At 62.5% G+C, this 26,960-nt stretch carries 22 protein-coding genes and 2 riboswitches; of the genes, 18 read left to right on the forward strand and 4 right to left on the reverse strand.

The window, feature by feature from the left end:
• Positions 1 to 75 precede the first annotated feature (75 nt).
• From yicI to clpP, 8 genes are all read left to right on the forward strand, one after another.
• Positions 76 to 2,403 carry an alpha-xylosidase gene (gene yicI / locus ACSEXS_RS10435; RefSeq protein ID WP_438433168.1) on the forward strand — a complete coding sequence of 776 codons (2,328 nt, stop codon included), beginning with the start codon at positions 76 to 78 and terminating at the stop codon, positions 2,401 to 2,403.
• Positions 2,404 to 2,796: 393 nt separating this feature from the next.
• Positions 2,797 to 4,200, forward strand: coding sequence for a cytochrome ubiquinol oxidase subunit I (locus ACSEXS_RS10440; RefSeq protein ID WP_438433169.1), 1,404 nt, complete (start codon positions 2,797 to 2,799; stop codon positions 4,198 to 4,200).
• A 1-nt stretch (position 4,201) separates the two neighbouring features.
• The gene (gene cydB, locus ACSEXS_RS10445) at positions 4,202 to 5,221 is read left to right on the forward strand and encodes a cytochrome d ubiquinol oxidase subunit II (RefSeq protein WP_438433170.1); all 1,020 of its coding nucleotides are present in this window, start codon (positions 4,202 to 4,204) and stop codon (positions 5,219 to 5,221) included.
• A 13-nt stretch (positions 5,222 to 5,234) separates the two neighbouring features.
• Positions 5,235 to 6,965 (forward strand): thiol reductant ABC exporter subunit CydD, encoded by a 1,731-nt coding sequence (gene cydD / locus ACSEXS_RS10450; RefSeq protein ID WP_438433171.1) that lies wholly within the window; start codon positions 5,235 to 5,237, stop codon positions 6,963 to 6,965.
• Positions 6,962 to 8,782, forward strand: coding sequence for a thiol reductant ABC exporter subunit CydC (cydC, locus tag ACSEXS_RS10455; protein ID WP_438433172.1), 1,821 nt, complete (start codon positions 6,962 to 6,964; stop codon positions 8,780 to 8,782). The genes cydD and cydC overlap by 4 nt, the downstream gene beginning before the upstream one ends.
• Before the next feature lie 209 nt (positions 8,783 to 8,991).
• Positions 8,992 to 9,618 (forward strand): ArsR/SmtB family transcription factor, encoded by a 627-nt coding sequence (locus ACSEXS_RS10460; protein WP_438433173.1) that lies wholly within the window; start codon positions 8,992 to 8,994, stop codon positions 9,616 to 9,618.
• The gene (locus ACSEXS_RS10465) at positions 9,611 to 9,976 is read left to right on the forward strand and encodes a hypothetical protein (RefSeq protein ID WP_438433174.1); all 366 of its coding nucleotides are present in this window, start codon (positions 9,611 to 9,613) and stop codon (positions 9,974 to 9,976) included. The genes ACSEXS_RS10460 and ACSEXS_RS10465 overlap by 8 nt, the downstream gene beginning before the upstream one ends.
• 34 nt (positions 9,977 to 10,010) lie before the next feature.
• Complete coding sequence (gene clpP / locus ACSEXS_RS10470; protein WP_438433175.1) at positions 10,011 to 10,595, forward strand: ATP-dependent Clp endopeptidase proteolytic subunit ClpP; 585 nt, start codon at positions 10,011 to 10,013, stop codon at positions 10,593 to 10,595.
• A 174-nt stretch (positions 10,596 to 10,769) separates the two neighbouring features.
• Here clpP and ACSEXS_RS10475 read toward each other — a convergent pair whose 3' ends face one another.
• Positions 10,770 to 11,645, reverse strand: a complete 876-nt coding sequence (locus ACSEXS_RS10475) for an AraC family transcriptional regulator (RefSeq protein WP_438433176.1) — start codon at positions 11,643 to 11,645, stop codon at positions 10,770 to 10,772.
• Positions 11,646 to 11,830: 185 nt separating this feature from the next.
• On the opposite strand from ACSEXS_RS10475, the gene ACSEXS_RS10480 reads away from it, so the two are divergent.
• From ACSEXS_RS10480 to ACSEXS_RS10510, 7 genes are all read left to right on the forward strand, one after another.
• Positions 11,831 to 13,006, forward strand: a complete 1,176-nt coding sequence (locus ACSEXS_RS10480; RefSeq protein ID WP_438433177.1) for a Gfo/Idh/MocA family protein — start codon at positions 11,831 to 11,833, stop codon at positions 13,004 to 13,006.
• A gap of 25 nt (positions 13,007 to 13,031) precedes the next feature.
• Complete coding sequence (locus ACSEXS_RS10485) at positions 13,032 to 14,108, forward strand: Gfo/Idh/MocA family protein (RefSeq protein WP_438433178.1); 1,077 nt, start codon at positions 13,032 to 13,034, stop codon at positions 14,106 to 14,108.
• 45 nt (positions 14,109 to 14,153) lie between these two features.
• On the forward strand, positions 14,154 to 15,017 hold the full coding sequence (locus ACSEXS_RS10490; RefSeq protein WP_438433179.1) for a sugar phosphate isomerase/epimerase family protein: 864 nt from the start codon (positions 14,154 to 14,156) through the stop codon (positions 15,015 to 15,017).
• Between the two features lie 502 nt (positions 15,018 to 15,519).
• Entirely contained in the window at positions 15,520 to 16,857 is a 1,338-nt protein-coding gene (locus ACSEXS_RS10495; RefSeq protein WP_438433180.1) for a 5'-deoxyadenosine deaminase, read from the forward strand.
• A 91-nt stretch (positions 16,858 to 16,948) separates the two neighbouring features.
• Positions 16,949 to 17,599, forward strand: a complete 651-nt coding sequence (locus ACSEXS_RS10500) for a hypothetical protein (protein ID WP_438433181.1) — start codon at positions 16,949 to 16,951, stop codon at positions 17,597 to 17,599.
• Positions 17,600 to 17,816: 217 nt separating this feature from the next.
• Complete coding sequence (locus tag ACSEXS_RS10505; protein WP_438433182.1) at positions 17,817 to 18,419, forward strand: hypothetical protein; 603 nt, start codon at positions 17,817 to 17,819, stop codon at positions 18,417 to 18,419.
• Between the two features lie 81 nt (positions 18,420 to 18,500).
• Entirely contained in the window at positions 18,501 to 18,986 is a 486-nt protein-coding gene (locus tag ACSEXS_RS10510; protein WP_438433183.1) for a hypothetical protein, read from the forward strand.
• 113 nt (positions 18,987 to 19,099) lie between these two features.
• Here the strand turns inward: ACSEXS_RS10510 and gcvPB are convergent, their stop codons facing one another.
• Genes gcvPB through gcvT form a run of 3 tightly spaced genes read right to left on the reverse strand, consistent with a single transcriptional unit; the run spans position 19,100 to position 23,189 of the window.
• Positions 19,100 to 20,707 carry an aminomethyl-transferring glycine dehydrogenase subunit GcvPB gene (gene gcvPB, locus ACSEXS_RS10515; protein WP_438433184.1) on the reverse strand — a complete coding sequence of 536 codons (1,608 nt, stop codon included), beginning with the start codon at positions 20,705 to 20,707 and terminating at the stop codon, positions 19,100 to 19,102.
• Positions 20,704 to 22,059, reverse strand: coding sequence for an aminomethyl-transferring glycine dehydrogenase subunit GcvPA (gcvPA, locus tag ACSEXS_RS10520; protein ID WP_438433185.1), 1,356 nt, complete (start codon positions 22,057 to 22,059; stop codon positions 20,704 to 20,706). Before gcvPA ends, gcvPB begins: the two co-directional genes overlap by 4 nt.
• Entirely contained in the window at positions 22,056 to 23,189 is a 1,134-nt protein-coding gene (gene gcvT / locus ACSEXS_RS10525; protein ID WP_438433186.1) for a glycine cleavage system aminomethyltransferase GcvT, read from the reverse strand. Before gcvT ends, gcvPA begins: the two co-directional genes overlap by 4 nt.
• 152 nt (positions 23,190 to 23,341) lie before the next feature.
• Positions 23,342 to 23,441: riboswitch (glycine riboswitch) on the reverse strand.
• A gap of 3 nt (positions 23,442 to 23,444) precedes the next feature.
• Positions 23,445 to 23,539: riboswitch (glycine riboswitch) on the reverse strand.
• Positions 23,540 to 23,774: 235 nt separating this feature from the next.
• Between gcvT and gcvH the strand changes: the two genes are divergently transcribed.
• The 3 genes from gcvH to ACSEXS_RS10540 all read left to right on the forward strand — a co-directional run bounded on the left by gcvH (position 23,775) and on the right by ACSEXS_RS10540 (position 26,798).
• Positions 23,775 to 24,173, forward strand: a complete 399-nt coding sequence (gcvH, locus tag ACSEXS_RS10530; RefSeq protein ID WP_438433187.1) for a glycine cleavage system protein GcvH — start codon at positions 23,775 to 23,777, stop codon at positions 24,171 to 24,173.
• Between the two features lie 190 nt (positions 24,174 to 24,363).
• The gene (locus tag ACSEXS_RS10535; RefSeq protein ID WP_438433188.1) at positions 24,364 to 25,050 is read left to right on the forward strand and encodes a response regulator transcription factor; all 687 of its coding nucleotides are present in this window, start codon (positions 24,364 to 24,366) and stop codon (positions 25,048 to 25,050) included.
• Positions 25,047 to 26,798, forward strand: a complete 1,752-nt coding sequence (locus ACSEXS_RS10540; RefSeq protein WP_438433189.1) for a sensor histidine kinase — start codon at positions 25,047 to 25,049, stop codon at positions 26,796 to 26,798. The genes ACSEXS_RS10535 and ACSEXS_RS10540 overlap by 4 nt, the downstream gene beginning before the upstream one ends.
• The last annotated feature ends 162 nt before the right edge of the window (positions 26,799 to 26,960 follow it).

Here is a 26,960-nt window from a genome sequence, read left to right on the forward strand (position 1 = left end):
ATCAGTATAATACAAACTATAAGGGGTTGAAAAGGCTTTCAGCCCCCATATCTGCTAGAGAAAGGCGGAACACTCATGAAATTCAACAACGGCTATTGGATGCTTCGCGACGGCGTCGATCTTCAAGGCGCGGTGCAAGCGGTCGATTTTGCCGAACGGGACGGCATCTTGACGGCATTCGTCTCTCCCCGGCCGGTCGGTCACCGCGGCGATACGCTCAACTCCCCGCTCCTGACGGTGGAATTCCGTTCTCCCGCTCCCGGCGTGATCGGCGTCAAGATCATTCATAACCTCGGCGTCCGCGAGCGCGGCCCGGTCTTCCAATTGAGGGAGGATGCGGCAGGCCGCCACGCGGTCATCACGGAGACCGATACCCACAAGGTGATGACCAGCGGCTCGCTCAGCGTGCACATCGCCAAGACGATTCCTTGGGATGTCGCCTTCTACCGCGGCGGGGAGCGGCTGACGGGCAGCGGCTTCAAAGCGATGGGCTACCTCACCGAGAACGGCCGCGCCTATGTGCGCGAAGAGCTCGACCTGGGCGTCGGCGAATACGTCTACGGCCTCGGCGAGCGGTTCACCGCTTTTGTCAAGAACGGCCAGACGGTCGACATCTGGAACGAAGACGGCGGCACGAGCTCCGAGCAGGCCTACAAGAACATCCCGTTCTATGTGACCAACAAGGGATACGGCGTGTTCATCAACCAGCCGGAGAAGGTCTCCCTCGAAGTGGCCTCCGAAAAGGTCAAAAAGGTTCAAGTCAGCGTCGAAGGCGAATCGCTGGAATACTTCCTGTTTGACGGCCCGACCGCGAAGGATGTGCTGGTCAAATACACCGACCTGACCGGCAAGCCTGCACTGCCGCCCGCCTGGACCTTCGGCCTGTGGCTGACCACCTCGTTCACGACCAGCTACGACGAAGAGACGGTCATGTCCTTTATCGACGGGATGGCGGAGCGCGACCTGCCGCTGCACGTATTCCACTTCGACTGCTTCTGGATGAAGGGCTATCACTGGACCGACTTCGAGTGGGATAAGGATGTATTCCCCGATCCGGTCGGCATGCTGTCCCGCATCCATGACAAGGGTCTCAAGGTCTGCGTCTGGATCAACCCCTACATCGCCCAGCGTTCCCGCCTGTTCCAGGAAGGAATGGAGCGCGGCTATCTGGTGAAAAAGCCGAACGGCGACGTCTGGCAGTGGGACATGTGGCAGGCGGGCATGGCGCTCGTCGACTTTACCAACCCGGACGCCTGCGATTGGTACGCCGGTTATCTGCGGGGCCTCGTCGATATGGGCGTCGACTGCTTCAAGACCGACTTCGGCGAGCGGATTCCGACCGACGTCGTCTACTTCGACGGCTCCGATCCGTTCAAGATGCACAATTACTACACCCAGCTGTACAACAAGGTCGTCTTTGAAGTGCTGGAGGAAAAGCTCGGCAAGAACGAAGCGGCGCTGTTCGCCCGCTCGGCTACGGCCGGAGGCCAGCAGTTCCCGATTCACTGGGGCGGCGACTGCTACGCCAACTACGAATCGATGGCCGAAAGCCTGCGCGGCGGCCTCTCGCTCGGCCTGTCCGGCTTCGGCTTCTGGAGCCACGACATCGGCGGCTTCGAGAACAAAGCTCCGGCGCATGTGTTCAAGCGCTGGCTGGCCTTCGGCCTCTTGTCCAGCCACAGCCGCCTGCACGGCAGCGAATCGTACCGGGTTCCGTGGGTCTACGACGACGAAGCCGTCGACGTCACCCGCTTCTTCACCAAGCTGAAATGCCGCCTCATGCCGTATCTGTTCGACACGGCCGGAACGGCCCACGAGCAGGGAATCCCGTCGATGCGTGCGATGCTGCTCGAGTTCCCGGAAGACCCGACCGCGGATCAGTTGGACCGGCAGTATATGCTCGGATCGAACCTGCTCGTCGCTCCGGTCTTCGACGAAGCCGGCCGGGTGACATACTACCTGCCGGAAGGAACCTGGACGCACCTCCTGAGCGGCAAGACCGTGCAGGGCGGCCGCTGGTTCAAGGAAACCTACGACTTCTTCAGCCTGCCGCTGTTTGTTCGGCCGAACTCGATCCTGGCGACCGGAGCGAACGAAGTCCGGCCCGACTACGATCACGCCGACGGCGCCGATCTGGGTCTCTACGCGCTGGAAGACGGGAAGGCGGCGGAAGCGTCGATCCGGAATCGCTCCGGTGAGATCGAGCTTACGGCCCGTGCGGTCCGCAACGGAAAAACCGTCGAAGTGACCGTCGAAGGCGGCGGAAAGCCGTTCTCGATCTCCCTGCACGGCATGGAGCAAGCCTCGTCCGTGAGCGGTGCCTCCGCCGAGCTTACCGCCGAAGGAATCCGCGTTCCGGCCGGCGAGCGCAACCTCCGGCTTACGATCGAACTGGCCGACTAAACGTCTGCCCCGTCCCGACCATTGCCCCTGTGTCCGTATTCCCATACGGCACAGGGGTTTTTTGGGTTGGCGGCACCCGGAAGAATTGGCGGGGAAATCAGAAGAAGCCCATTGGTAAGGGAGGACGTGAAGGGGCAACCTATGGCATAACTCGTCATAAACCGACAAGCAGCGGATTTTTCTCACAATTAAGATTAGGAATTATTAACCAATAAATTTGAATATTCTTATTGTTTGCGTCGATTTTCACAATATGTTTATCGTTTGGACATAATATCGCCTTTTTTAATTTCGATCCGTCCGGGATTCATGTGATATATATCATATATAAGAAAAATCCCGTGGGATACAGTAAGCCTACATGAGGATAAACCAATGAAAGAAGGGGCAAGGATGGACGTAGTATTCCTGTCGCGGCTGCAGTTTGCGACAACCACGATTTTCCACTTTTTCTTCGTACCTCTATCCATCAGCCTGGCCTTGTATGTCGCCATCATGGAAACGATGTATGTAAGAACCGGCAAGGACTCGTATAAGAGCTTGGCCAAATTCTGGGGAAAGCTGTTCCTGATCAACTTTGCCGTCGGCATTGTCACCGGGATCCTGCAGGAATTTCAGTTTGGAATGAACTGGTCGGATTACTCCCGGTTTGTCGGGGACGTCTTCGGCGCTCCGCTCGCCATTGAAGCGTTGCTTGCTTTCTTCCTGGAATCCACGTTCCTCGGGATCTGGATCTTCAGTTGGGATAAGCTGAGCAAGAAGGTCCATTTGCTGACCATCTGGCTCGTCTTCATCGGCACGACGATCTCTGCGCTTTGGATTTTGCTTGCCAACTCGTTTATGCAGCATCCGGTCGGCTATACGATCAATAACGGCCGCGCCGAGATGAACGATTTCCTCGCGCTCCTGACCAACGGACAGCTCTTGGTCGAATTCCCGCACACCTTCTCCGGAGCTCTGTTGACCGGTGCGGCCTTCGTATTCGGCGTCAGCGCCTGGAAGGTGATGAAGAAGCAGGATGCGGAGCTGTTTAAAGGCACCTTCAAAATCGCCGGGATTCTCGGCCTGATCGGCTTCTTCGGCGTCGCCTTCTCCGGGCACGCCCAGGCCCAGTACCTCGTTCAGACCCAGCCGATGAAGATGGCCGCAAGCGAAGCGCAGTGGGGCAAGAGCGGCGACCCTGCCGGCTGGAACCTCATCGCGGCGATCGATACGGAAGGCAAGAAGAACGATTTTGAAATCAACATTCCCGGCCTGCTCAGCTTCCTCTCCTACAGCAAGTTCTCGGGAGAAGTGAAGGGCATCAACGAGCTGCAGGCGGAATATACGCAAAAATACGGCGAAGCCAACTACATTCCTCCCGTGCGGACCACGTTCTGGAGCTTCCGGATCATGATCGCGGCGGGCGTCATCAGCTTCCTGCTGTTCGCGTACGGCCTGTATCTGCACTGGAAAAAGAAAATGGACAACGCGCCCAAATGGTTCTCAATGGCCGCCGTATACGCGATTTCGATGCCCTTCATCGCCAATACCGCCGGCTGGGTGATGACGGAGATCGGCCGTCAGCCCTGGACGGTATTCGGCCTCATGCGGACGGAAGACAGCGTCTCGCCGAGCGTAACGGCCGGACAGGTGCTGTTCTCGGTCATCTCGTTTACGACGATCTACGCCATTCTCGGCATCCTCACGGCGTACCTGTTCGTCAAGGTCATCAAGAAGGGCCCGTTTGATCAAAAGCCCGACGAGCGGATGGCCCAGGACCCGTTCAACGATTCCTTTACGGGCAAGGAGGGGTAACATGATATCGCTTAATGAGCTTTGGTTCATCCTCGTCGCAGTGCTGTTCGTCGGCTTTTTCTTTCTCGAAGGCTTCGATTTCGGGGTCGGCATGTCCACCCAAATCATCGCGAAGAACGACAACGACCGACGGGTGCTGATCAATACGATCGGCCCGTTCTGGGACGCCAACGAAGTATGGCTGATCACGGCGGGCGGAGCGATGTTCGCCGCCTTCCCGCACTGGTATGCCACGATGTTCAGCGGCTTCTACACCGCGCTCGTGTTCGTGCTGCTCGCCCTCATCGTGCGGGCGGTCGGCTTCGAATTCCGCAACAAGGTCGACAACCCGGCCTGGCGCAAGACTTGGGACGTGTGCATCTTCCTCGGCAGCCTGCTGCCGCCGCTCTTGTTCGGCGTCGCCTTCTCGGCGATCATAAGGGGCCTGCCGATTGGGCAGGATATGGAAATGAGCGCCAGCCTGTTCGGCGACATCATTAACGGGTATACCCTGCTCGGCGGTGTCACGATCACGCTCCTGTGCCTGGTGCACGGCCTGATGTTCGCCAGCCTCCGGACGATCAATCCCCTGCAGGACCGCGCCCGCTCCCTGGCCAAGAAGCTGCTGATTCCGGTCGGCGTGCTGGTCATCGCCTTCGGCGTGTGGACCGTCTACGAGACCGATCTGTTCACGCAGCACCGCGCGGCGATGACGATCGTATCGCTGCTCGCCGTGGCGGCCTTCCTGCTCTCCGGCTTATTCATGATCAAGAAGCGGGACGGCTGGGCATTCGGGATGACCGGAACCGTGATTGTCCTCACGGTGGCGGCGATGTTCATCGGCCTGTTCCCGCGGGTGATGGTCAGCTCGATCGACAATGCGTTCAGCCTGACGATTCACAATGCGGCATCGAACCCGTACTCGCTCAAGGTCATGTCGATCGTCGCTTTGACCCTGCTGCCTTTCGTGCTGGGCTATACGATTTGGAGCTACTTTATCTTCCATAAACGGATCCACGAAGACCACCACCTGGAATACTAAGGACGGACTCGGCATGGGAAAAGACTTGATGAACTACAAAGGCATTCGGCCGGTGATGGCGCTTCTCGGCCTTCTGACGCTCGCCCAGACCGCGGCCATTATCCTTCAGGCCAAGTGGCTCGCGGAAGCCTTGTCCGCGCTGTTTGCCGGAAGCCCCGTCAAGGAACAGTATGGCGTAAGCCTGCTGTTCCTTGTCGCGTTCGTTGGCCGGCATCTCCTCGGGCTGCTGCAGCAAAAAGTCGCCTACCGGTTCGCGGAGACCACCTCCGCCGATCTTCGCCGGCGGCTGATGGACAAGTTGTTCCGCTTGGGCCCGCGATTCACCGCCAAGCGGGGCAGCGGCGGACTCGTTACCCTGGTGCTGGAAGGAATCACCCAGTTCCGCGCTTACCTGGAGCTGTTCCTCCCCAGAATGCTGGGCATGGGCATCACCCCCTGGCTGATCCTCGCGTATGTGTACTACCGAGACGTGCGTTCGGGCGTGATCCTGACGGTGACCATGCCGATTCTGGTCATCTTCCTGATCCTCGTCGGCCTGGCCGCGAGCAAGCAGACGCAGAGCCAGCTCGCCTCCTATCGGCTGCTGTCCAACCACTTCGTCGACTCCCTGCGCGGATTGGAGACGCTGAAGGTGCTCGGCCGTTCCAAGGACCACGCGGCGAGCATCCGGCGGGTGAGCGACAAGTACCGGGCGGCGACGATGAAGACGCTGCGGGTGGCGTTCCTGTCCTCGTTCTCGTTGGACTTCTTCACCATGCTGTCCGTCGCCATCGTCGCCGTCAACCTCGGCCTGCGGCTGATTCAGCTCGATATGACGCTCGTGACCGCGCTGACCGTATTGATTCTGGCTCCGGAATATTTCCTGCCGGTGCGGATGGTCGGCGCCGATTTCCACGCGACCCAGAACGGGAAGACGGCGGCGGCGGATATGGAGTCGATCCTCGCGCTTCCCGAGGACACGGGCGATGCGGACGGTGCGCAGGCCGGGCCGGTCCCCCTTGACCCCGGCGACCGCCTCGAGGTGAGCGGCTTGTCCGTCAAGCACGAGTCGGAAGCCGACGCTTCGTTGGAGGAGGCGACGTTCGCGGTAGACGGCCCGCTTAAGGTCGGCATCGTCGGCGAGAGCGGAGCGGGGAAGACGACGCTGATCGATGCGCTGGGCGGCTTCCTGCCCGTCGTTTCCGGACAGGTTTCCCTGAACGGCGAGCCCGTCTCGCTAGCGGCGAAGGGCTGGAAGGATCAGATCACCTACATCCCCCAGCAGCCGTATCTGTTCGAGGGAAGCCTTGCGGACAACATCCGCTTCTATGTGCCGGAGGCGACGGACGCCGAGGTCGAGGCGGCGGCGAACGCCGCCGGTCTCGCCTCCCTGATCGCCCGCCTGCCGCAGGGGCTGAACGAGAGAGTCGGCGGCGGCGGCCGGGCGATGAGCGGCGGGCAGGAGCAGCGCGTGGCGCTGGCCCGCGCGTTTCTCAGCCGGCGGCCGGTGCTGCTGCTCGACGAGCCGACGGCGCATCTCGACATCGAGACCGAGCACGAACTGAAACAGACCATGCTCCGGCTCTTCGAAGGGCGCAAAGTATTCCTTGCAACCCATCGGCTGCATTGGATGCCGGACATGGACCGGATTCTCGTGCTCGACAAGGGCCGAATCGCCGAGACGGGCACCCATGAGGAGCTGCTCGCCCGGCGCGGCGTGTATTATAGCCTGATCCAGGCTCAAGAGGGGAGGGTGACGGGATGAAACCGGAGGGCTGGATTCGCCCCTATCTGAAGCGCAACGCCTACAGCTTCTCGCTCATCATCCTGCTCGCCATCCTGACGGTGGCTTCCGCCTCCATGCTGATGTTCACCTCGGGCTTCCTGATCTCCAAGTCCTCGATTCCGCCGGAAAACATCCTGCTCGTCTACGTGCCGATCGTCGGCGTGCGCGCGTTCAGCATCGGCCGGGCCGTCCTGCAATACGTAGAGCGGCTGGTCAGCCACAACGCCGTGCTGAAGGTGCTGTCGAAGGTGCGGGTCCGGCTGTACCGCGTGCTGGAGCCGCAGGCGCTGTTCGTCCGCTCCCGGTTCGGGACGGGCGACCTGCTGGGCGTCCTGGCCGAGGATATCGAGCAGCTTCAGAACGTTTACCTGCGCACCGTGTTTCCCGCAGCCGTGGCGGTGGTCCTGTATGCGGCTGTCGTGGCGGCGCTCGGATTCTTCGATGTTCCGTTCGCGCTCTTGATTGCCCTCTATCTGTTCTTCCTGGTCGCCGTGCTCCCCTACGCGTCGCTCAAGGCGACCAAGACGGCGCAGCTCAAGATGCAGAAGGCCCGCGGCGGCCTCTATCGCACGCTGACCGACGCCGTGCTCGGCATCGGCGATTATGTCATCAGCGGCCGCACGAAGGACTTCGTCGCCCGTTACGAGCGCGACGAGGCGGATGCGGCGGCGATCGACCGGTCGTTGCGCCGGTTTACCCGTTGGCGCAGCCTGGCCGGCAATTTCGTCGTCGGCCTGAGCGCCGTCACGCTCATGATCTGGGCGGGCGGCCGAGCCGCGGACGGGCTCATGCCCGCGACGCTGATCGCCGCGTTCACGCTGGTCGTGTTCCCGCTGATGGACGGCTTCCTGCCGGTCTCCGAAGCGGTGGAGAAGCTGCCCCAATACCTCCGCTCGGCGGATCGGCTGGCCGAGATCGAAGCGGGCGGGCTCGCTCCGGTCAGCGCATCCGGTATCGCCGTCGAAGCGGAGGCCGCAGCCGTCCGGCTCGCGGACGAGCTGCACGCTTCGGGCCGCGGCGTGGAGATTCGCTTCGAGAACGTCTCGTTCGCTTATGAAACCCATGCCGAGGACCGCCAACTAACCGGCCCGGGAGAGGAAGAGGCTTTGTCCGGCATCACGCTGGAACTGCCCCCGGGCAAGCGGGTCGCCCTCATCGGCCGGAGCGGCGCCGGCAAGTCAACGCTGCTCAAGCTGATGCAGGGGGCGCTGGTGCCGTCCTCCGGCACGGTGACGATTGCCGGCGCGCCGGCGGCTTCCTTCGGCGACGGAATCGCGAGGCTCGTCTCCGTGCTGAACCAGAGCCCACACCTGTTCGACACGACGGTGCGCAACAACATCCGGCTCGGCCGGGAGAACGCCTCCGACGAGGAAATCGCCGAGGCGGCCCGCCACGCCCGGCTGGAACCGCTCCTTGCTGCGCTGCCGGAAGGTCTGGACACACCGATGCGGGAGACCGGCCAGCGCTTCTCCGGAGGCGAACGGCAGCGCGTGGCGTTGACCCGCGTGCTGCTGCAGAACAACCCTGTCGTCATCCTGGACGAGCCGACGGTGGGTCTCGATCCCCGCACCGAACGGGAGCTGCTGGCAACGGTCTTCACCGAGCTGTCCGGCAAGTCGCTGATCTGGGTCACGCATCACCTTGTCGGCGTCGAAGACATGGACGAAATCCTCTTCCTGGAGGAGGGCCGTGTGGCGATGCGGGGGAGCCACGACGAACTGATGCGGACGTCGGAGCGTTACCGCAACCTGTACCGGCTGGACCGCCCGGTGCCGCCGACAGCCGCTGCGAATTGAATAAGGGAGAAGGAGCCAAACCGCCGGCAGGTCGCCGGCGGTTTTTTATGCTTTTAGGAGGCGGATGTCATTTGACAATGCCGTTTCTTCGTACTATGATGTGTTTACGTAAAAAATAATTTTTATGAAAAACGATTTCGATTTGGATTTAACCTGACTGACCCCATTCCAACCCGACCCGATTCCAACCCGAAATTGAGGTGAACGCCATGCCGACCCCCTTGCCCGACCAATTGCTGGTCGAGTCGCCTGAACAGGCGCTGGCGCTGTTAAACCCTCTGCGAGCGGAGCTGCTCTCGCGGCTGGAGCAACCGGCGTCCGCCAGCGAGGTCGCCCGATCGCTCGGAGAGACGCCGCAGCGGATCAACTACCACATCAAGGCCCTGGAGAAGGCCGGTTTGGTCCGCCGGACCGGCAGCCGCCAAGTGAAGAATCTGGTGGAGGTGCTGTACCAGGCGGTGGCCCGCACATTTGTGATCTCCGATGCCCTGGCGGCCTCGGCGGGCGTCCGCGGCAAGCTTCCCGAGCAGGGGGCGCTCGCCGGACTGGCGCGAACGGCGGAAGCGATGCGCCGGGATGCGCTCCTGCTGCTCGAACGGGCGGAGAGCCCGGGGGAAGCGGACGTCCCCAGCGCCGTTCTCACCTCGACGGTCCGTTTGGCCTCCGAGGCCGACCGGCAAGCCTTTGTCCGCGATTATCTGGCCGCCGTGGAGGAGGTGGTGCGCCGCTATGCCTCGCCGGACGAATCCGGGGAAGCGTATACGGCCGCCCTCGCTGTGTATCCCCGTCCCGAACGGACGGAGGCCCAAGGAAAGGATGAGGGTGCCGATGAATAGGCAAACCGTTAGCCGCAGCAGCGGCGCCATGGCGCACACCCGAACGGGCAGAGCCCGGCCGGCGGCAGCCGCAACAACGCCGGCCCGGCCGACTCTGCTTCCCGCCGCGCTTGCGGGGAACCCCGCGCCGGAACCGGAAGCGAGCCCGCTGCGCCCGCAGCCGGAGGAAATCCGGGAGCGGCCGCTCGTCCAGACGGAAGACGGACAGCCGCTCATTTCCGTGAGAACCGTCCACACCGGCGACGGCCGTGAAGTGTTCCGCACGGTCATCGTCTCGTCCGGGTTCGGCGGCGTTTCCGCCGCTTCCCCTTCCGCCCGGAGAACCGGTTCTCCGTCTGTCCTGTATCTGGCGGCCTGATGGGCCGCATCCCCTAACGCGAGGAGGTTCTATTATGACCACTATCCCTTATGTCATCGAACAGACGGGCCGGGGCGAGCGCTCGTACGACATCTATTCCCGGCTGTTGAAGGATCGCATCATCTTCGCTAGCGGCGAAGTCAACGACCAGATGGCCGACCTGATCGTCGCCCAGTTGCTGTTCCTGGCGGCGGAGGATGCGGAGAAGGACATCCACCTGTATGTCAATTCGCCGGGCGGGTCGACGACAGCCGGTCTTGCCATCTACGATACGATGCAGGTGGTAAAGCCGGACGTCTCGACCACCTGCGTCGGCTTCGCCGCCTCGATGGGAGCCATCCTGCTGCTCGGCGGGGCCGCCGGCAAACGCTATGCGTTGCCCCATTCGGAGATCCTCATCCATCAGCCGTGGACCGGCGGCATTCGCGGCCAGGCTTCGGACATCAAGATTCACGCCGACAGCATCTTGCGCACGCGGGCGACGCTGAACGGCTTGATCGCCAAGCATTCCGGGCAGCCGATCGAGAAGATCAACCGGGATACCGACCGCGACTATTACATGACGCCTGAGCAAGCCAAGGACTACGGCCTGATCGATCAGGTGATCGAGCGGGTCTGAGGAGTGGCGATTTCTGCCGCATGGCAGCTTGAGGGCATGCGAGCATGCGCAACCGCAGAACAGCCCATGAAGAATCTTTCCATGGAAGGCTGCTCACCCCCAAGCGACGGCCCATCGAAAGCAGCCGAACTGAAAAGCCCGGAGCCTCCCAACAGGCTCCGGGCTTTGGTGCGATTACTGCGGCGGTCCGAAGGCCGCGCGTTCGGTTGCCGATTGCAGCGATTTGCGGTAGGCGTCCGGGCTCTGCCCCGTGAACGCCTTGAAGTGGCGGGTGAAATGGGAGGGGTATTTGAAGCCGGTCTCGTAGGCGACTTCGGTCACCGCCCGCTCCGGATCGAGGGTGAACAAGACCTTAGCCTGGTTGATCCGGCGGTGATAGAGGTATTCGAAGATGGTCGAGCCGGTGACCTCCTTGAAGGTCTTGGACAGGTAATATTTGTTGAGACGCAGGTGCGCGCCGATCTCGTCCAGAGTCAGCTCCCGCGTGATGTTCTCTTCCAGGAAGGAGATAACCCGCCGCACGTTCTGTTCCTTCACATTCGACTCTCCGCCGTTTTTTCGGTCCAGGCGGCAGGTGAAGCCATAGATCTCCGTCAACAGCGTCACGAATGCGGCGAGAAACCGGTCGTGGGCGAGCGGATCGCCGAGGCGGTCGGATAGCTCGCACAGCTTGGCCAGCAGCGGTTCAATTACCGCCTGCTCTTCGGAAGAGAGCGACAAGCGGGTGTTGTTCAGATTCTCGAAAGGAGCGAGCAGCGGCAGGCTGAATCCCCCGGCGATTAATCTGGCGGCGTATTGGGGGTGAAAATGCACGGTCGTCCGTTTATACAACGTTGAGGGGTCTGCCTTCGGCGTATGCAGCACCATTCCGTTCATGAGGATCAAGTCGCCGGGGGCCATGTCGAAAATTTGATCGCCGATCACATAGCGGCAGCGCCCGGCCTGGAAGTAGTAGATTTCGTATTCATGATGGGAATGAAAGCTGACGGGCATCGGATTTTCCGAGCAGCCGACCGTGATCGGCTGGCGGAATTGCAGGCTCGGGGTCATGGTGAAGCCTCCTTGGCGGATTACGCCCTCAGTGTAGCACAGACCCCTTACCTCTGCCAGCTCATCGCACCAACCACGTATAAGAAACACGGAAAGGGCCTGCACGGGAAATAATCGGCGGAAACCGGCTTGTGCTAGGATAAGGAGGAAAGGGAGCTGAAGCAACAGTTCGAGGAGGAACGACGATGACGCAGGAGCAATCACCCGTACGGATCGGAATTATCGGGATCGGCAACATGGGCTCGGTTCATGCGGTGAGACTTTTTAACGAAGAGGTGCGCGGCGCCTGTCTGGCGGCCGTGTGCGACATCAATCCGGAGCGGCTTGCCTGGGCCGAGAAGCGGTTCGGGAACAAGATAGGGCGCTTCGCCGACGCGGACAGCCTGTTTGCAGCTGAAGCCGTCGATGCGGTCGTGATCGCCACACCCCATTATTCTCATCCGGATTTGGCCGTTCAAGCCTTTGAACAAGGCCTGCACGTCCTTATCGAGAAGCCGGCCGGCGTTTACACCAAGCAAGTCCGCCTGATGAACGAAGCGGCCGTCCGGTCCGGCAAGAAATTTGCCATCATGTACAACCAGCGGACGAATCCGCTGTACCGCAAGCTAAAGGACTTGATCGATTCGGGCGAGCTGGGGGAAGTCCGCCGCACCAATTGGATTATCACCAATTGGTACCGCTCCCAAAGCTACTACAATTCCGGCGGCTGGCGGGCGACCTGGGCCGGCGAGGGCGGCGGCGTGCTGATCAACCAGGACCCGCATCAGCTCGATCTGTGGCAGTGGACGACCGGGCTTCTGCCGAAACGGGTTCGCGCCTTCTGCGGCTTCGGCAAGCGGCGGGACATCGAGGTAGAAGACGAGGTTACCGCCTATGTGGAATACGAGAACGGGGCAACCGGCCTGTTCGTGACGACCACGGGCGAAGCTCCGGGCACGAACCGCTTCGAGATCGCCGGAGACCGGGGCAAGATCGTCATCGAGAACGGCACGCTCACCTTCTGGCGGCTGAGGGTGCCGGAGCCGGAATTCAACCGGACGTATACCGGCGGATTCGGCGAGCCGGAGTGCTGGCGCTGCGAGATTCCCGTGACCGGAACGGAATCCGGCCACCTCGGCATCCTGCAGAACTTCGCCGACGCCATCCTGCACGGCGATGCGCTGATCGCCCCCGGCGAAGAGGGCATCCGCGGCCTGTCGATCTCAAACGCCATTCATCTGTCAGCCTGGACGGACGATTGGGCCGAGCTTCCGGTGGACGAGGACCGCTATTACGAGCTGCTGCAGGAACGGATCAAGCACTCCAGCTATGTGAAGCCCGAAGGGCCGGACCGCACGCTCAGCGTGGAAGGCACCCATTAAGCGACGGACAAGGAGAAGGACTCCCATGAACCGAAAAGATGGTATGAACTACGCTCCCTCAGGAAAGCCGCAGCCCGTGGTGGAGAAAGGCGAATTTGTCTTTGCCGCCGTCGCCCTGGACCATGGACACATCTACGGCATGTGCAACGGACTATTGGAGGCGGGCGCCCTCCTCAAGTGGGTCTACGATCCGGACCCGGTTAAAGCGTCCGCCTTCGCGAAGACGTATCCCGGCGTGAAGGTTGCCGACTCGGAGGAAGAGGTCCTGAACGATCCCGAGGTGCGGCTGATCGCGGGAGCGGCCATCCCATCCGAACGCTGCGCCCTCGGCCTGCGTGCGATGGAGCACGGCAAGGACTATTTTACCGACAAGACCCCGTTCACGACGCTCGGCCAACTGGAGACGGCGCGGCGAGCGACGGAAGCGACCGGACGCAAATACATGGTCTATTTCAGCGAACGGCTGCATGTCGAGAGCGCGGTGCATGCCGGATCGCTGATCCGGGACGGCGCGATCGGCCGGGTGCTGCAGGTCACCGGCTTCGGTCCGCACCGGCTCGGCGCCGCCGGACGGCCGGACTGGTTTTTCCGCAAGGCGCAGTACGGCGGAATTCTCTGCGACATCGGCAGCCATCAAATCGAGCAGTTCCTGCATTTCGCCGACTGCCGCGACGCCCGTGTGCTGCACAGCAAGGTGGCGAATTACGCACACAAGGAAACGTATCCCGAGCTGGAGGATTTCGGCGACGCCACGCTTGTCGGCGACAACGGAGCGACGCAGTATTTTCGCGTCGATTGGTTTACGCCGGAGGGTCTCGGCACCTGGGGCGACGGCCGGACGATCATCCTCGGTACCAAGGGATACATCGAGCTGCGCAAATACATCGACATCGCCCGCAGCACCGCCTCCGACCATCTCTACCTGGTGGACGGCGAGGGGGAGCACCTCTTGGAGCTGAACGGCAAGGTGGGCTGCCCGTTCTTCGGCGAGCTGATTCTCGATTGCCTGAACCGGACGGAGAACGCCATGACCCAAGCCCACGCATTCAAGGCGGCGGAGCTCTGCCTTAAGGCGCAGGAGCAGGCTGTTCGGGTGGAATAGCGAAGACGGGCGGAATGCCCAACTTAGGAAAAGAGGAATGCCACGATGAAATTGGCCGTATTTACCGTGATGCTGCCGGACTTTACCCTGGCAGAAACTGTGGACATCCTAGCCCGGACCGGGTATGACGGTGTGGAATGGCGCGTGACCCGAAACGATCCCAAGCGGTCGGCGGAGGAGCCGTCCTTCTGGGGCAATAACCGCTCGACCGTGAACCCCGACCTGCCGGAAGCGGAGCTGCGTCAGCTCAAGGAGAAGCAGGATGCGGCGGGTCTTGCGGTGCCCAACCTTGGCTGCTACCTGGCCTGCGGCGATCTCGCCGCGACGGAGCGGGGGATGCAAATCGCATCGGCGCTCGGCGCGCCTTCGATCCGCGTCGGCGTTCCGAACTATGACCGCAGCGAGCCGTACGGCGATCTGCTGGCCAAGGGTCGGAAGTACCTGGACGGCGTGCAGGACCTCGCCCAGCAGTACGGAATAAAAGGACTCGTCGAGATTCACATGGGCAATATCGCCGCCAGCGCCTCGCTGGCAAGAAGGCTGGTCGAGGGCTTCGATCCCGCCCGGATCGGCGTCATTCACGACGCCGGCAACATGGTGCACGAGGGCTTCGAGAATTACCGCATGGGCCTGGAGCTGTTGGGCGACTACCTCGGCCACGTGCATGTCAAGAACGCCGTCTGGGAGCGTACCGGCGAATCGCCGCAACCGCCCTGCAGCTCCTCTTGGCGGGCCAACTGGGCTCCGCTGCACGAAGGCTCGGCCGATCTCGGCCAGCTGTTCGCGGACCTTAAGCATATCGGTTACGACGGCTGGCTCAGCATCGAGGACTTCAGCCATCCGCACCCGAGCGAAGCGTCGCTCCGCCATCAAGCGGAATACCTGCGCTCGCTGCTGGAGAGGGTTTAAGCAGGCTTGCAGTTCCCTGCCGGACGGTTTAAATCGATGAAGCAAGCGGCGATGCACATTGAGCGGCCGACAAGTGACCTTGCACAAATACTCTCCGCAAAACCGCAAACCCGCAAACCCGCAAACCCGCAAACCCGCAAACCCGCAAACCCGCAAACCCGCAAACCCGCAAACCCGCAAAACCGCAAAACCGCAAAACTGAAAACTCGCAAACCCGCAAACCCGCAAACCCGCAAACCCGCAAACCCGCAAAACCGCAAAACTGAAAACTCGCAAATCCGCAAACCCGCAAACCCGCAAACCCAGAATCTTGGCTGCCGCAGGCTATACCGGCCGTTCGGTGCCCGCCATCATCCCCAAGTCCGTCGCCCTAATCAGGCGGCGGGCTTGTTCGTTCTCCGTCCTTTACGGGCGCCATTAGTGAAACGACTCCGCTCGTTGTACAATAAGAAGAAGTCGCCAGAACCGACAAGTCACCGCAACCGCGAAAGGAGGACCGCCCGTGGCCAACCTGCTTATCCAAGGAGCGCAGCTCGTGACAATGAACGAGCGGGAAGAGATTCTGCATGCGGATATCCGCATCGAGGACGGCGTGATCCGCGAGGTCGCCCCCGGGCTTGCGCCGGAGCCGTCGGATCGGGTGATCGACGCCTCCGGCCGAACGGTTATCCCGGGCTTCGTCCAGACCCACATTCACCTCTGCCAGACTCTGTTCCGCGGCAAGGGGGACGACCTGGAGCTGCTCGATTGGCTGCGCAGGCGCATCTGGCCGCTGGAAGCGGCTCACGACGAGGAGTCCCTCTACTACTCCGCGATGCTCGGCCTCGGCGAACTGATCCGCAGCGGCACCACGACCATCGTCGACATGGAGACGGTGCGGCATACCGACGCGGCGTTCCGGGCGATGGCCGAGAGCGGCATCCGGGCTCTATCCGGCAAGGTCATGATGGATGAAAAGGGCGAGGACATTCCGCCTGTGCTTCAGGAGGATACCGCCCGCTCCCTGCAGGAAAGCGTCGATCTGCTGGAAAAATGGAACGGCCACGACGGCGGCCGGCTGCGGTATGCCTTTTGCCCGCGCTTCGTGGTCTCCTGTACGGAGCCTTTGCTTACGGAGGTCCGCGATCTGTCGGCGCGGTACGGAGTGCGGGTGCATACCCACGCTGCGGAGAATCCCGGCGAGATTCAGATCGTCGAGGCGCGCACCGGATATCGCAATGTCGTCTACCTCGATCGCATCGGGCTCGCCAACGAGCGGTTGATCTTGGCTCACTGCATCTGGCTGGACGACGAGGAAAAACGCATCCTGCGCGAGCGCGGCGTCCACGTCAGCCACTGCCCGTCCTCCAACCTGAAGCTCGCCTCCGGTATCGCCGATACGCCGGGCCTGCTGGCCGGGCATGTCTCGGTCAGCCTGGGAGCGGACGGTGCTCCCTGCAACAACAACCTTGATATGTTTCAGGAGATGCGCCATGCTGCGCTGATCCAGAAGCCGCTGCACGGCCCGACGGCGATGGATGCCAAGACGGTGTTTCGCATGGCCACCATCGGCGGTGCGCGGGCGGTGGGCATGGAGCGGGAGATCGGCAGCATCGAGGCGGGGAAGCAGGCGGACCTGGCGATCCTGAACCTGAACGATTTTCATACCTTCCCGGCCTACGACGTCGATCCGATTTCCCGGCTTGTCTATTCCGCGACCCGTGCGGATGTGGAGACAACGATCATCGGCGGCAAGATCGTCATGGAGCGGGGAATCGTGAGAACCGTCGATAAGGACCTCGTGCTGAGGGAGGCGGACCGCTCGATCAAGCGGCTACTCGACCGGACCTCGCTGGCTTGAGGAGAAATTTGGGCGAGTAGGGAGCGCTTTCCGTCCGATTCGGCTATAATCGAACCAAGACCGAACGAATTCACAGAGGATGGTGACCGATATGGGATGGATGGATAAGCTGCGGGAGGGCGCAGAGAAGGCCTCGGAGATCGCGAAGGAAACGCTGGAGACGACCCGTCTGCACGCGCTCGCGGTCGGCAAGAAGCGGGATATCGAAAAGCTGTATGCCAAGCTGGGCCGATCGGTGTTCGACGCCTACGACCGGGATCAGCTTCCGGAAGCGGCCGATGCTATTCAGGCCGCAGCCGCCGAAATCCGGCGGGAGAAGACGGAGCTTTCCCGAATTGAACAGCAGATTCAAGATGTGAAGGGCGGCAAGGAGAGCAAGTCCGAACAGGCTCCACAAGGCGACCGGTTTGCCGACGAGCCGGTGGTGTCGTATCCGGCTTCCGTGCAGGAGGATAGGGCCACCCCGGGACAAGCGCCGCAGGCGAATGAGCAGACCGGGGAAGACGCAGCCTTTCCTGCTTCTCCGACGGCCGATCCCGATGCGGCGGTTCCGCTGACACCGGCGTCTAGTGCGGCCCCCACGATCCCGGCACCTCCCGCGGTTCGCACGGAGACCGCGGTCGTCCCTGCCGCCGACAAGTCGGTTCTTGAGGATGGGCAATCGCTGGGCCACAGCGAGGTAGCTCCGTCGACTCCGGCGATCCCTGCCGAGCCGGAGCACAAGGGAGACCGACCGGACTAACCCTGCGGCTCCACCCTGCGGGAGCAGCCGCAGGGAAGCGATGCACCGACCATTAGCATGGCTGGGAAGCGTAAGCCAAGCCCGACTGGAGGATTCCGGACGGCTTGGCTTTTTTATGTACACCGGATCGTCACATAATCATGTCTTTGGGCTGCAACCGTTTGCCCCGCACTTGCATTTTTGAAGTAAAGGGCAGACCCATTCCGTCGCAAGGGAGATGAAGCAGATTCGAGCGAATCCGATTGTCCGTGGAGGGCTTGCCCTCCTCGCCTGCGCGGTCCTGTGCTTGACCGGTTATGAATTCGGCAGGATGAGGGAGACGGCTCCGGCTTCGGCGGGGGAGCCCGACTATCGCCTGGATGATTTTCGCCGGAAGGTCGAGAAGATCCGGAGCAAGTTCCAGCCTGCCCCTTACACCGAATTGATCGGAGAGAGCAATCACACGTTGGTCGTCCCCGAGGGCGTGGCCGGCAGGCAGGACCTGGGGTTGGACGGGTTGTATGCCAGACAGCAAATGTTCGTCTATAAGAATAAGGAAAGCGGCATCGTCATCATCATGAGCCTGAGCGCCACTTCCTCCCGCAGGAGCGGCAAGGAATGGAAGCACAGCAGCGATTACGTTTCGGGCTATTACAATGCGAAGGAAGGCAAGTACGCCGATTCGTACGACCCGGGTTTCCCGGCGACCGACATGGCCTCCTACTCGTTTGAGGCCGAAGGCGTGTCCGTCGAACTGATTGCTCTGTCCCATGCTAGGGAGAGCAATACGCTAGTGACCGAGCTGGCCAGCTTTACGAAAGAGGTTGCGGATCTTTTCTAGGGATCGAGGGTTGCTTGGCTGAACCGTCGAGCTATACTGCTTCGTGCCACCGGAAGGATTATCGTTATAGAGGGGGATATTGTGAAAAGATTATTCATTTTCTTGAGTATCCTTCTGGCAGTAGTGATAGGTGGTGCTATTTATTATTTTAAAACCCCGGTAACGGCGAGCGAATTCTTGCCCCCTGCCCAGACAATCAGCCATCTTGATTTTGGATATTATATCCATCAAGGAAAAGTTGATATCTTCAATCATCCAATTCACGATCAAGAAACGATATCTAAGATTTTACAGCTATTGTATTCTTGTAACTATAAGAGAAGCTGGAGCAATCGCTATATTCGAAATGACGGGGAAGTCATCAACTTCGTCGTATTTTATACCAATAAAAATGGCCCAAATCAGAACTTTGACATGGATATTAATGATAAAGGCTATCTGTATATCAACCACAAAAGATATCAAGCCGAGCCTGCCGACGCGACCTATCTCTTTCGGGAAGTCTTTGATGTTTTATCAGAGGGCAAAGAGGCCTCGGACGGTAAGAATCAGGCGGATAACTGGTGAATCGATGAGTTGCGGTCAGGTTGCGGTCAAAGAAAAAACCAGGGAGCCCGGAAGAGAGTTCAGCCGGTTTCCCTGGTTTTCTTTAGTTATGTTCGAAAGAACACCCCTCGGTCTCAGCCGCAGGAGCAGTTGAGCACCGGCTTGCGGGCGGCCAGCGCCTCGTCGAGGCGGCGGACCGATGTGGAGTACGGTGCGCCCAGCAGCAGCTCGGGATTCGACTCGGCCTCTTGGGCGATCCGGATCATCGTGTCGATGAAGCCGTCGAGCGTCTCCTTGCTCTCCGTCTCGGTCGGCTCGATCATGATGCATTCCTCGACGTTGAGCGGGAAATAGATCGTCGGCGGATGATAGCCGAAGTCGAGCAGCCGCTTGGCGACGTCGAGCGTCCGGACGCCGTGCGCGGCGAGTTTTTTGCCGGAGAGGACGAACTCGTGCTTGCAGATCCGGTCGTACGGCGCCTCATAATAGGCGGACAGGCGCTTGCGCATGTAGTTGGCGTTCAGCACGGCGCATTCGGAGACGCGCCGCAGCCCCTCCGGCCCATAGGTGCGAATGTAGGTATAGGCGCGGACGAGGATACCGAAGTTGCCGTAATAGGCCTTGACCCGGCCGATGGAATCGAGACGGTCCGCATCGAGCGTATAGGTCCCGTCCGCCGTCCGGACGACGAGCGGGCTCGGCAGGAACGGGATCAGCTTCGCCTTCACGCCGACCGGACCGGCTCCGGGGCCGCCTCCGCCGTGCGGCGTGCTCATCGTCTTGTGCAGGTTGAGGTGCACGACGTCGAAGCCCATGTCGCCGGGGCGGGTGATGCCCATAATGGCATTGGAGTTGGCGCCGTCGTAGTAGACGAGCCCGCCGGCCTCATGCACGATGTCGGCGATGGCGCGGATGTCGCGTTCGAACAGGCCGAGCGTGTTCGGGTTGGTCAGCATCAGCGCGGCCGTATCGGAACCGACCGCAGCCCGGAGCGCATCCAGGTCCACAAGCCCGTCGGCGGTGGAGCGGATCGTCACGGTTTCGAAGCCCGCGGCGGTGGCGCTGGCCGGATTGGTGCCGTGCGAGGAATCGGGGACGATCACCTTGGTGCGCTTCTCGCCGTTCTTCTCATGGTAGGCGCGGATCATCATCAGTCCGGTCCATTCGCCGTGCGCCCCGGCCGCCGGCTGCAGCGTGACCTGATCCATCCCGGTCAGAGCCGCCAGGTCCTGCTGGAGCGTGTACATCAGCTCAAGCGCTCCTTGGATCGACGATTCGGGCTGATACGGATGGATTTTGGCGAAGCCGGGGAAGCGGGCGGTGTCTTCGTTAATCTTCGGGTTGTATTTCATCGTGCAGGAGCCGAGCGGATAAAAGCCGTTGTCGATGCCGAAGTTGCGGCGCGACAGGGCGGTATAATGGCGGATGACATCCACCTCGAACAGCTCGGGCAGCTCGGCGGGCTTCGACCGCAAGAGATGCGCCGGAATCAGCGATGCCGGATCATCCTCCGGCACGTCGCAGGCGGGCAGCGAGTACGCGATGCGGCCGGGGCGGCTGAGCTCGAAGACGAGCGGCTGATCGCGCTCGGCGAGCGGATTGCGGGCTTCGGCGGCGGCGGAACCGGAGGGCTCCGGTTCGTGGGTCCCGGCGGTCGAGACGGCGTTCTCCGTTCCGCCGGTTGCTCCGGTGTCCGCCGTATAACAAAGGCGCGCCGGGTTCATCATCTCGGTTGGCTTCATCCGACTATCCCCTCCAGTGCGGCGGCAAACCGATCGATCTCCGCCTTGGTGCGCCGTTCGGTGACGGCGAAGAGCAAGTGCCCGGCAAATTCCGGATAATCCTTCCCCAGGTCGTAGCCGCCGATGAAGCCGGCGGCGAGCAGCCTCTCGTTCACCTCGGACGGCTTGGCGCCTTCCGGCAGCTTGACGGCGAATTCATTGAAGAAGGGAGCGGGCAGCGCGAGCGTAAGCCCTTTGACCGCCGCGAGCGTTCGGGCGGCATAGTGAGCTTTTTGCAGATTTAGCGTTGCCGCCTCGCGCAAGCCTTCCTTGCCCATTACGGACAGGTAGACGGAGGCGCACAGGGCCAGCAGCGCCTGGTTGGAGCAGATGTTGGACGTCGCCTTCTCGCGGCGGATGTGCTGCTCGCGGGTCTGCAGCGTCAGCACGAAGCCGCGACGGCCCTCGCGGTCGACGGTCTGGCCGACGATCCGGCCGGGCATCTTCCGCTTCAGCGCATCCGTGACGGCGAAGAAGCCGCAGGTCGGGCCGCCCAAGGAGGCGTTGATGCCGAGCGGCTGGGCGTCCCCGACGCAGATGTCCGCGCCGAGGCGGCCCGGCGCTTCGAGCAGCCCCAGCGCCAGCGGGTTGGCGCTGACGATGAACAGCCCGCCTGCGCCGTGTACGACCGGCTCCATGGCGGAGAGGTCCTCCACGGCGCCGAGGAAGTTCGGCGACTGGACCAGCACCGCGGCGGTGTCGCCGTCGACGGCGGCAGCAAGCGCCGCCGGATCGGTCACGCCGCCGGCCAAGCCGATCTCGACCACCTCCAGGTTCAGCCCGTGGGCGGTGGTCTTCAGAATCTGCCGCGCCTCGGGGTGGACGGCGCGGGAGACGACCAGCTTGCGGCGGCGGGTATGGGCCGCCGCAAGCGAGCCCGCTTCGGCGAGCGCCGTCGCGCCATCGTACATGCTGGCGTTGGCCGCGGCCATGCCGGTCAGCTCGCAGATGTACGACTGAAATTCGAAGATCGCCTGCAGCTCGCCCTGGCTGATCTCCGGCTGATACGGCGTGTACGCCGTATAGAATTCGGAGCGGGAGATGATATGGTTGATGACCACCGGCACATGGTGGTCGTAGAGGCCCGCTCCAAGAAAGCTGGCGTAGCGGTCCGTGTCGGCGTTCCGGCCGGCCAGCTCCCGCATATGCCTCAGCAGCTCGTATTCGTCCAGCGCTTCGGATACGGCGAGACGTCCCTGAAACCGGACGTCGGCGGGGATATCGGCGAACAGGTCCTCCACGGCGGCCACGCCGATTTCGTTCAGCATGGCCGCCTGGTCCTGCTCGGTCATGGGCAGATAGCGGTGCTTCATTTCGCCGCCTCCTTTCGGGTTCGTTTGTAGAAGGGAAGGCCGATCACAACGGCCTTCAACCGTTTGCCGCGGATCTCGATCCAGAGCTCCGTTCCCGGCTCGGCGGAGTCCGCCTTCACCAGAGCCAGCCCCAAGTCCCGCTTGAGGCTCGGAGAGCGGGTGCCGGTCGTCACTTCGCCGATCCGTTCGGCCGACTCCTCCGGTCCCGCGTACAGCGGGTAATGCGGCCGGGGAATGCCGCGGTCGACCATCTCGATGCCGACCATCCGGCGCGGAACGCCCGCTTCCTTCTGCCGCGCCAGCGCTTCGCGGCCGATGAAGTCGCCCTTGTCCAGCTTGACGAAGCGGGCGAGCCCCGCCTCAAGCGGCGAGATAGCCGCGGATAGCTCCTGCCCGTACAGCGAGAGCCCCGCCTCGAAGCGCAGCGTATCGCGCGCCCCGAGGCCGATGGGGATAAGGCCTTCCGGTTTTCCGGCTTCGAGCAGCCCCCGCCACAGCGCCGGGGCGTCCGCGGCATCCGCGTACAGCTCGAAGCCGTCCTCGCCGGTGTAGCCCGTGCGCGAGACGAGCGCCTTCACGCCGCAGACTTCCGTTTCCGCGAGGAAGGTGAAGGGTCTCAGCGCGGACAATTCCGTCGGATCGGCTGCAACCTTGGCGATGATCCGGGCGGCAAGCGGTCCTTGCAGCGCCAGGAGCGCCGTCTCGGCGCTTCGGTCCGTCAGCGTCACGCCGTCCGCCAGATGCCGGTTCAGCCATTCCAGGTCTTTTTGCAAATTCGCCGCGTTCAGCACGAGCAGGTAGCGCCCGGCCTCGATGCGGTAGACCAGCAGATCGTCCACCGTGCCGCCGTCCTCGTAGCACATCAGGCTGTACTGGGCGGAGCCGTCGGCGAGCTTCGCCACGTCGTTGACGGTAAGCTTTTGCAGCCAGGCCTCGGCCGCATCGCCGCGGACCTCGACCTCGCCCATGTGGGAGACGTCGAACAGGCCGGCTCGCTCCCGGACGGCGTCATGCTCCGCCTGAATGCCGGAGAACTGCACGGGCAGCTCCCAGCCGCCGAAGTCGATCGTGCGGGCGCCTTCCGTCTCCGCGTAGAGCGGGTATAACGGGGTTTGCTTGAGTACGGTCATTCCTTCTCACCTCTCGCTGAACTGGTCGAATGGGGAATATCCGGCTTCTCCGCCTCGCCGCTTTTTCGCAGGCCTCCCGGTGGAGCGGCCCGGAACCAAAAAAGGACAGAAGCGAAAAGCGGACAGCTTCCCCTTGGGAAACCGTGCTTTTCCTCTGTCCTTTGTACCTGAGAGTTACCTTGGCCCGGAAGCGGTGCGCTTCTGCGGCAAGTTTCCCCTTGGGTGTCCCGCGCGGGCGGGCGCTCTCCAGAGACGCGTCCGGCAATGGTCCTTTTGCCTGAGAGATTCACCTGGCGGCTTACTCCTTCGGCGTTACCGTAAGTCTAGGTAATCTCTCCCATTGCGTTCATCCGCTGTGCTGTATGATGTTTGTCGCATTTGTGAACTCCTCACTCCATTAATAAGCGAAAAAACCGGCCGTGTCAAGATAACTTCCACTAAATCCGCTGCCCCGGACTGCCCCATTGACAGGCCCGGCACCGATCCGGTACTTTTAATACGTATGCCGCATGTGCGGCGCGGGTTACCTACCCAGCCTTTTCCCCGGAGGGGCGAAAAGAGCATGATCAAAGCGAGGGTCTTTCCATGAGCGAAGTGAAAGCGGATTTGCTGTACAGCGAAGAGCATGAATGGGCGGCAAAAGGCGCAGCGCGCACGGTGCGGATCGGCATTACCGATTTTGCCCAGAGCCGTCTCGGAGACATCGTGTTCGTCGAGCTTCCCGAGCTGGGCGCGAAGACGTCGGAGGGAGACAGCCTCGGCACGATTGAATCGGTCAAGACCGTATCCGATCTGTATTCTCCGGTCGGCGGAACGGTCGTCAAGCTGAACGAGGCGCTGATCGACCAACCCGAGCTGGTCAATTCGGACCCGTACGGAGCTGGCTGGATCGTCGAGCTGGAAGTCGACGGCGAACCGGACGACGCCTTGTCCAAGCTGCTGAACGCCGAGCAGTACGAAGCCCTCATCGCCGATCAGGCGTAAGAAGAGCGCAGGAACGATTCCATCAAGCGCCCGGCCCATGCCCGTCCCGGACTGTCCGGGGGGTGGGCGGGCGCTATTTGGCATGGCGGACGGACATGCGGACAGCGGCGGCATCTCAGCGAATTCTAATCCGGCGTTAACGCCGTTCTCATGCGTCTGCGGTAGTCTGATGGGGAAAGGGGCACCGCGGATGGACCATATTCTGATCATTGAAGATGAAAAGCCGCTCTCCCGGCTCCTGGAGCTGGAGCTCGGCCATGCCGGTTACGGCACCGAGACGGCGTTCGACGGGCGAACGGGTCTGGAGCTGGCGCTCGCGAACGAGTATGCCTGCATTCTGCTCGACCTGATGCTGCCCGGCCTGAGCGGGATGGAAGTATGCCGCCGCATCCGGCAGGTCAAAGGAACGCCGATCGTCATGCTGACGGCCCGCAGCAGCGTGTTCGACAAGGTGAACGGGCTCGATTGCGGCGCGGACGATTATGTGGCAAAGCCGTTCGATATGGAGGAGCTGCTGGCTCGGCTCAGGGCGGTCGGCCGGCGAAACGGGCAAGCGGCGCAGACGCTCTTGCGGGCGGGCGAACTGACGCTCCATGCCGAGAGCCGGCTGGTCAAGCAAGCGGGACGGACGGTCGAGCTGTCGGTGCGCGAGTTCGATCTGCTGCATTGCCTGATGAGAAATCAGAACCGCGTGCTCACCCGCGATCTGTTGTTGAATCAGGTGTGGGGAACGGAGTTTGACGGCGGCACGAACGTGGTCGACGTCTACATCCGCTACCTGCGCGCCAAGCTGGAGGACGGCGGCAGGCCGAAGCTGATCCATACGGTTCGAGGCGTCGGCTACAGCCTTCGGGAACCGGAGGAGGAGGGCGCATGACCTTCACCCGCAAAACCGTTCTGCTGCTGACCGCGGTCACGGCCGCCGTGCTGCTCGCCTCGAACCTGTTCGTCTACGTCACCTACAGCCGCTGGACTCAGACCAATCAAATGAAGGTGCTGAGCGCGGAGTTAAATGAGATGGAGCAGCGGATTCAGGATATCCGCTTCCTGCCGAATTTGCTTCGCTTCGGCAGTCTGGAGCAGCCGATCAAGCCCGATCTCTCCAGCCTGGAGGCGGCGCTCGGCTCCGGTCAAGCGCTCCGGCTCGCGACCGAATCCGGGCGGCTGCTCGCGGAGACCGGCGACGGGGCGGAGCGGCTCGGCCGCCTGCCCGACTCGGCCGGGGGGGCCGGCCGCATCCGGCTGGACGGCGTCGAGATTGCCTACGTCCAGAAGACGATCACCCTGCTGTCGGCGGGCAAGGTACGCCTGCAACTGCTTCAACCTGCGGGCCGCGACGATGCGTCGCTCGCGCAGATCGGCAAGCTGCTGCGCGTGGCCACCGTCCTCGGCATTCTGGCCGCGGCGGCCGGAGCGCTGTTCGCCGCCCGGCGGACGATTGCGCCGGTGAAACGGATGACGGACCGCGTGCGCCGCATCGACGGCGGTCGGCTGTCCGGCGCCGATCGGCTGGAGCTGCCGCCCGCCCGCGACGAGATCCGCGAGCTGGCCGTCACCTTCAATCGGCTGCTCGACCGCATCGACGAGGCGATGGAGCGGGAGCGCCGGTTCGTGGCCGACGCCTCCCACGAGCTGAAGACGCCGCTCGCCGCGATCGAAGGCCATGCGCAGCTCCTCCGCCGCTGGGGCAAGGAGAAGCCGGAGGTGCTGGACGAGTCGCTCGGCTATATCGTCGGCGAGACCGAGCGGATGAAGAAGCTGTCGCGCCAGCTCCTCCTGCTGGCCGAGCTGGAGGAACGGGCGCGGTCGGAGGGCGGCCGAGGTGAAGCGGACAGCCGGCCGCTCGGGGGAAGCGACGCTGGTGCGGCCGGAGCGGGTGTGGAGGCAGCTGCCGCAGGTACCGGAAGCGCTGCGGTGGATATGAAGGCAGCGTCGGACGAAGGGAGCCCGGCGGCAGAATGGACGGCCGGAGCGGGATCTTCCCGCTCCGAAGTGGCCGGAGTGGCTGGAGCCGCCGGAGCTGCCGGGTCCGCCGGAGCTATAGAAGCGGCCGAAGCCGCCGGAACGACTGGAGCTACCGGAGCCACCGGAACCTTTGGAGCCGCTGGAACGGCCGAAGCCACTGGAGCCGCCGGAGCCGTTCGGGCCGCCGCCAATCCGGGCGGCGCGAGCCCAGCAACGGACGCGGCCGCGCTGGTGCGCGGTCTGGTCCGCGAAGGAGCGTTGCTGTACCCCGCCCTGCGGGTCGCCTGCGTCGGCGCCGACGAGCCGCTGCCGGTCCGGGTACCGGCGTTCGAGCTGGAGCAAGCCGTCCGGAACGTGCTGGTCAACGCGCTTGAGTACACGCCGGAGGGCGGCTCCGTTCAGGTCTCCGCTTGCCGCGAAGCCGGCCATGCGATCCTGGCGGTGACGGACACCGGCCCCGGCATCCCCGCCGACGAGCTGCCGCATCTCTTCGAGCGGTTCTACCGCTCGGACCCGTCGCGCAGCCGCGAGCGGGGAGGGACCGGCCTCGGCCTCGCCATCGTCAAGCGCATCGCCGATACCTACGGCGGCTCCGTCCGGTTGAAGAGCGGGCCGGGCCGGGGAACGACGGCGGTGCTCGTCTTTCCGCAAGCCGATTGACGCACGGCTGCGGAACGCCTTCCGGCTGCATAACGCGAGGCTGAAGAACGCCTTCCCGCCGCAAAACGCCTGCTGCGGAACGCCTTCCGGCTGCATAACGCGAGGCTGAAGAACGCCTTCCCGCCGCAAAACGCCTGCTGCGGAACGCCTTCCGGCTGCATA

Source organism: Gorillibacterium terrae, from assembly GCF_051594785.1.
Classification (GTDB): domain Bacteria; phylum Bacillota; class Bacilli; order Paenibacillales; family NBRC-103111; genus Gorillibacterium.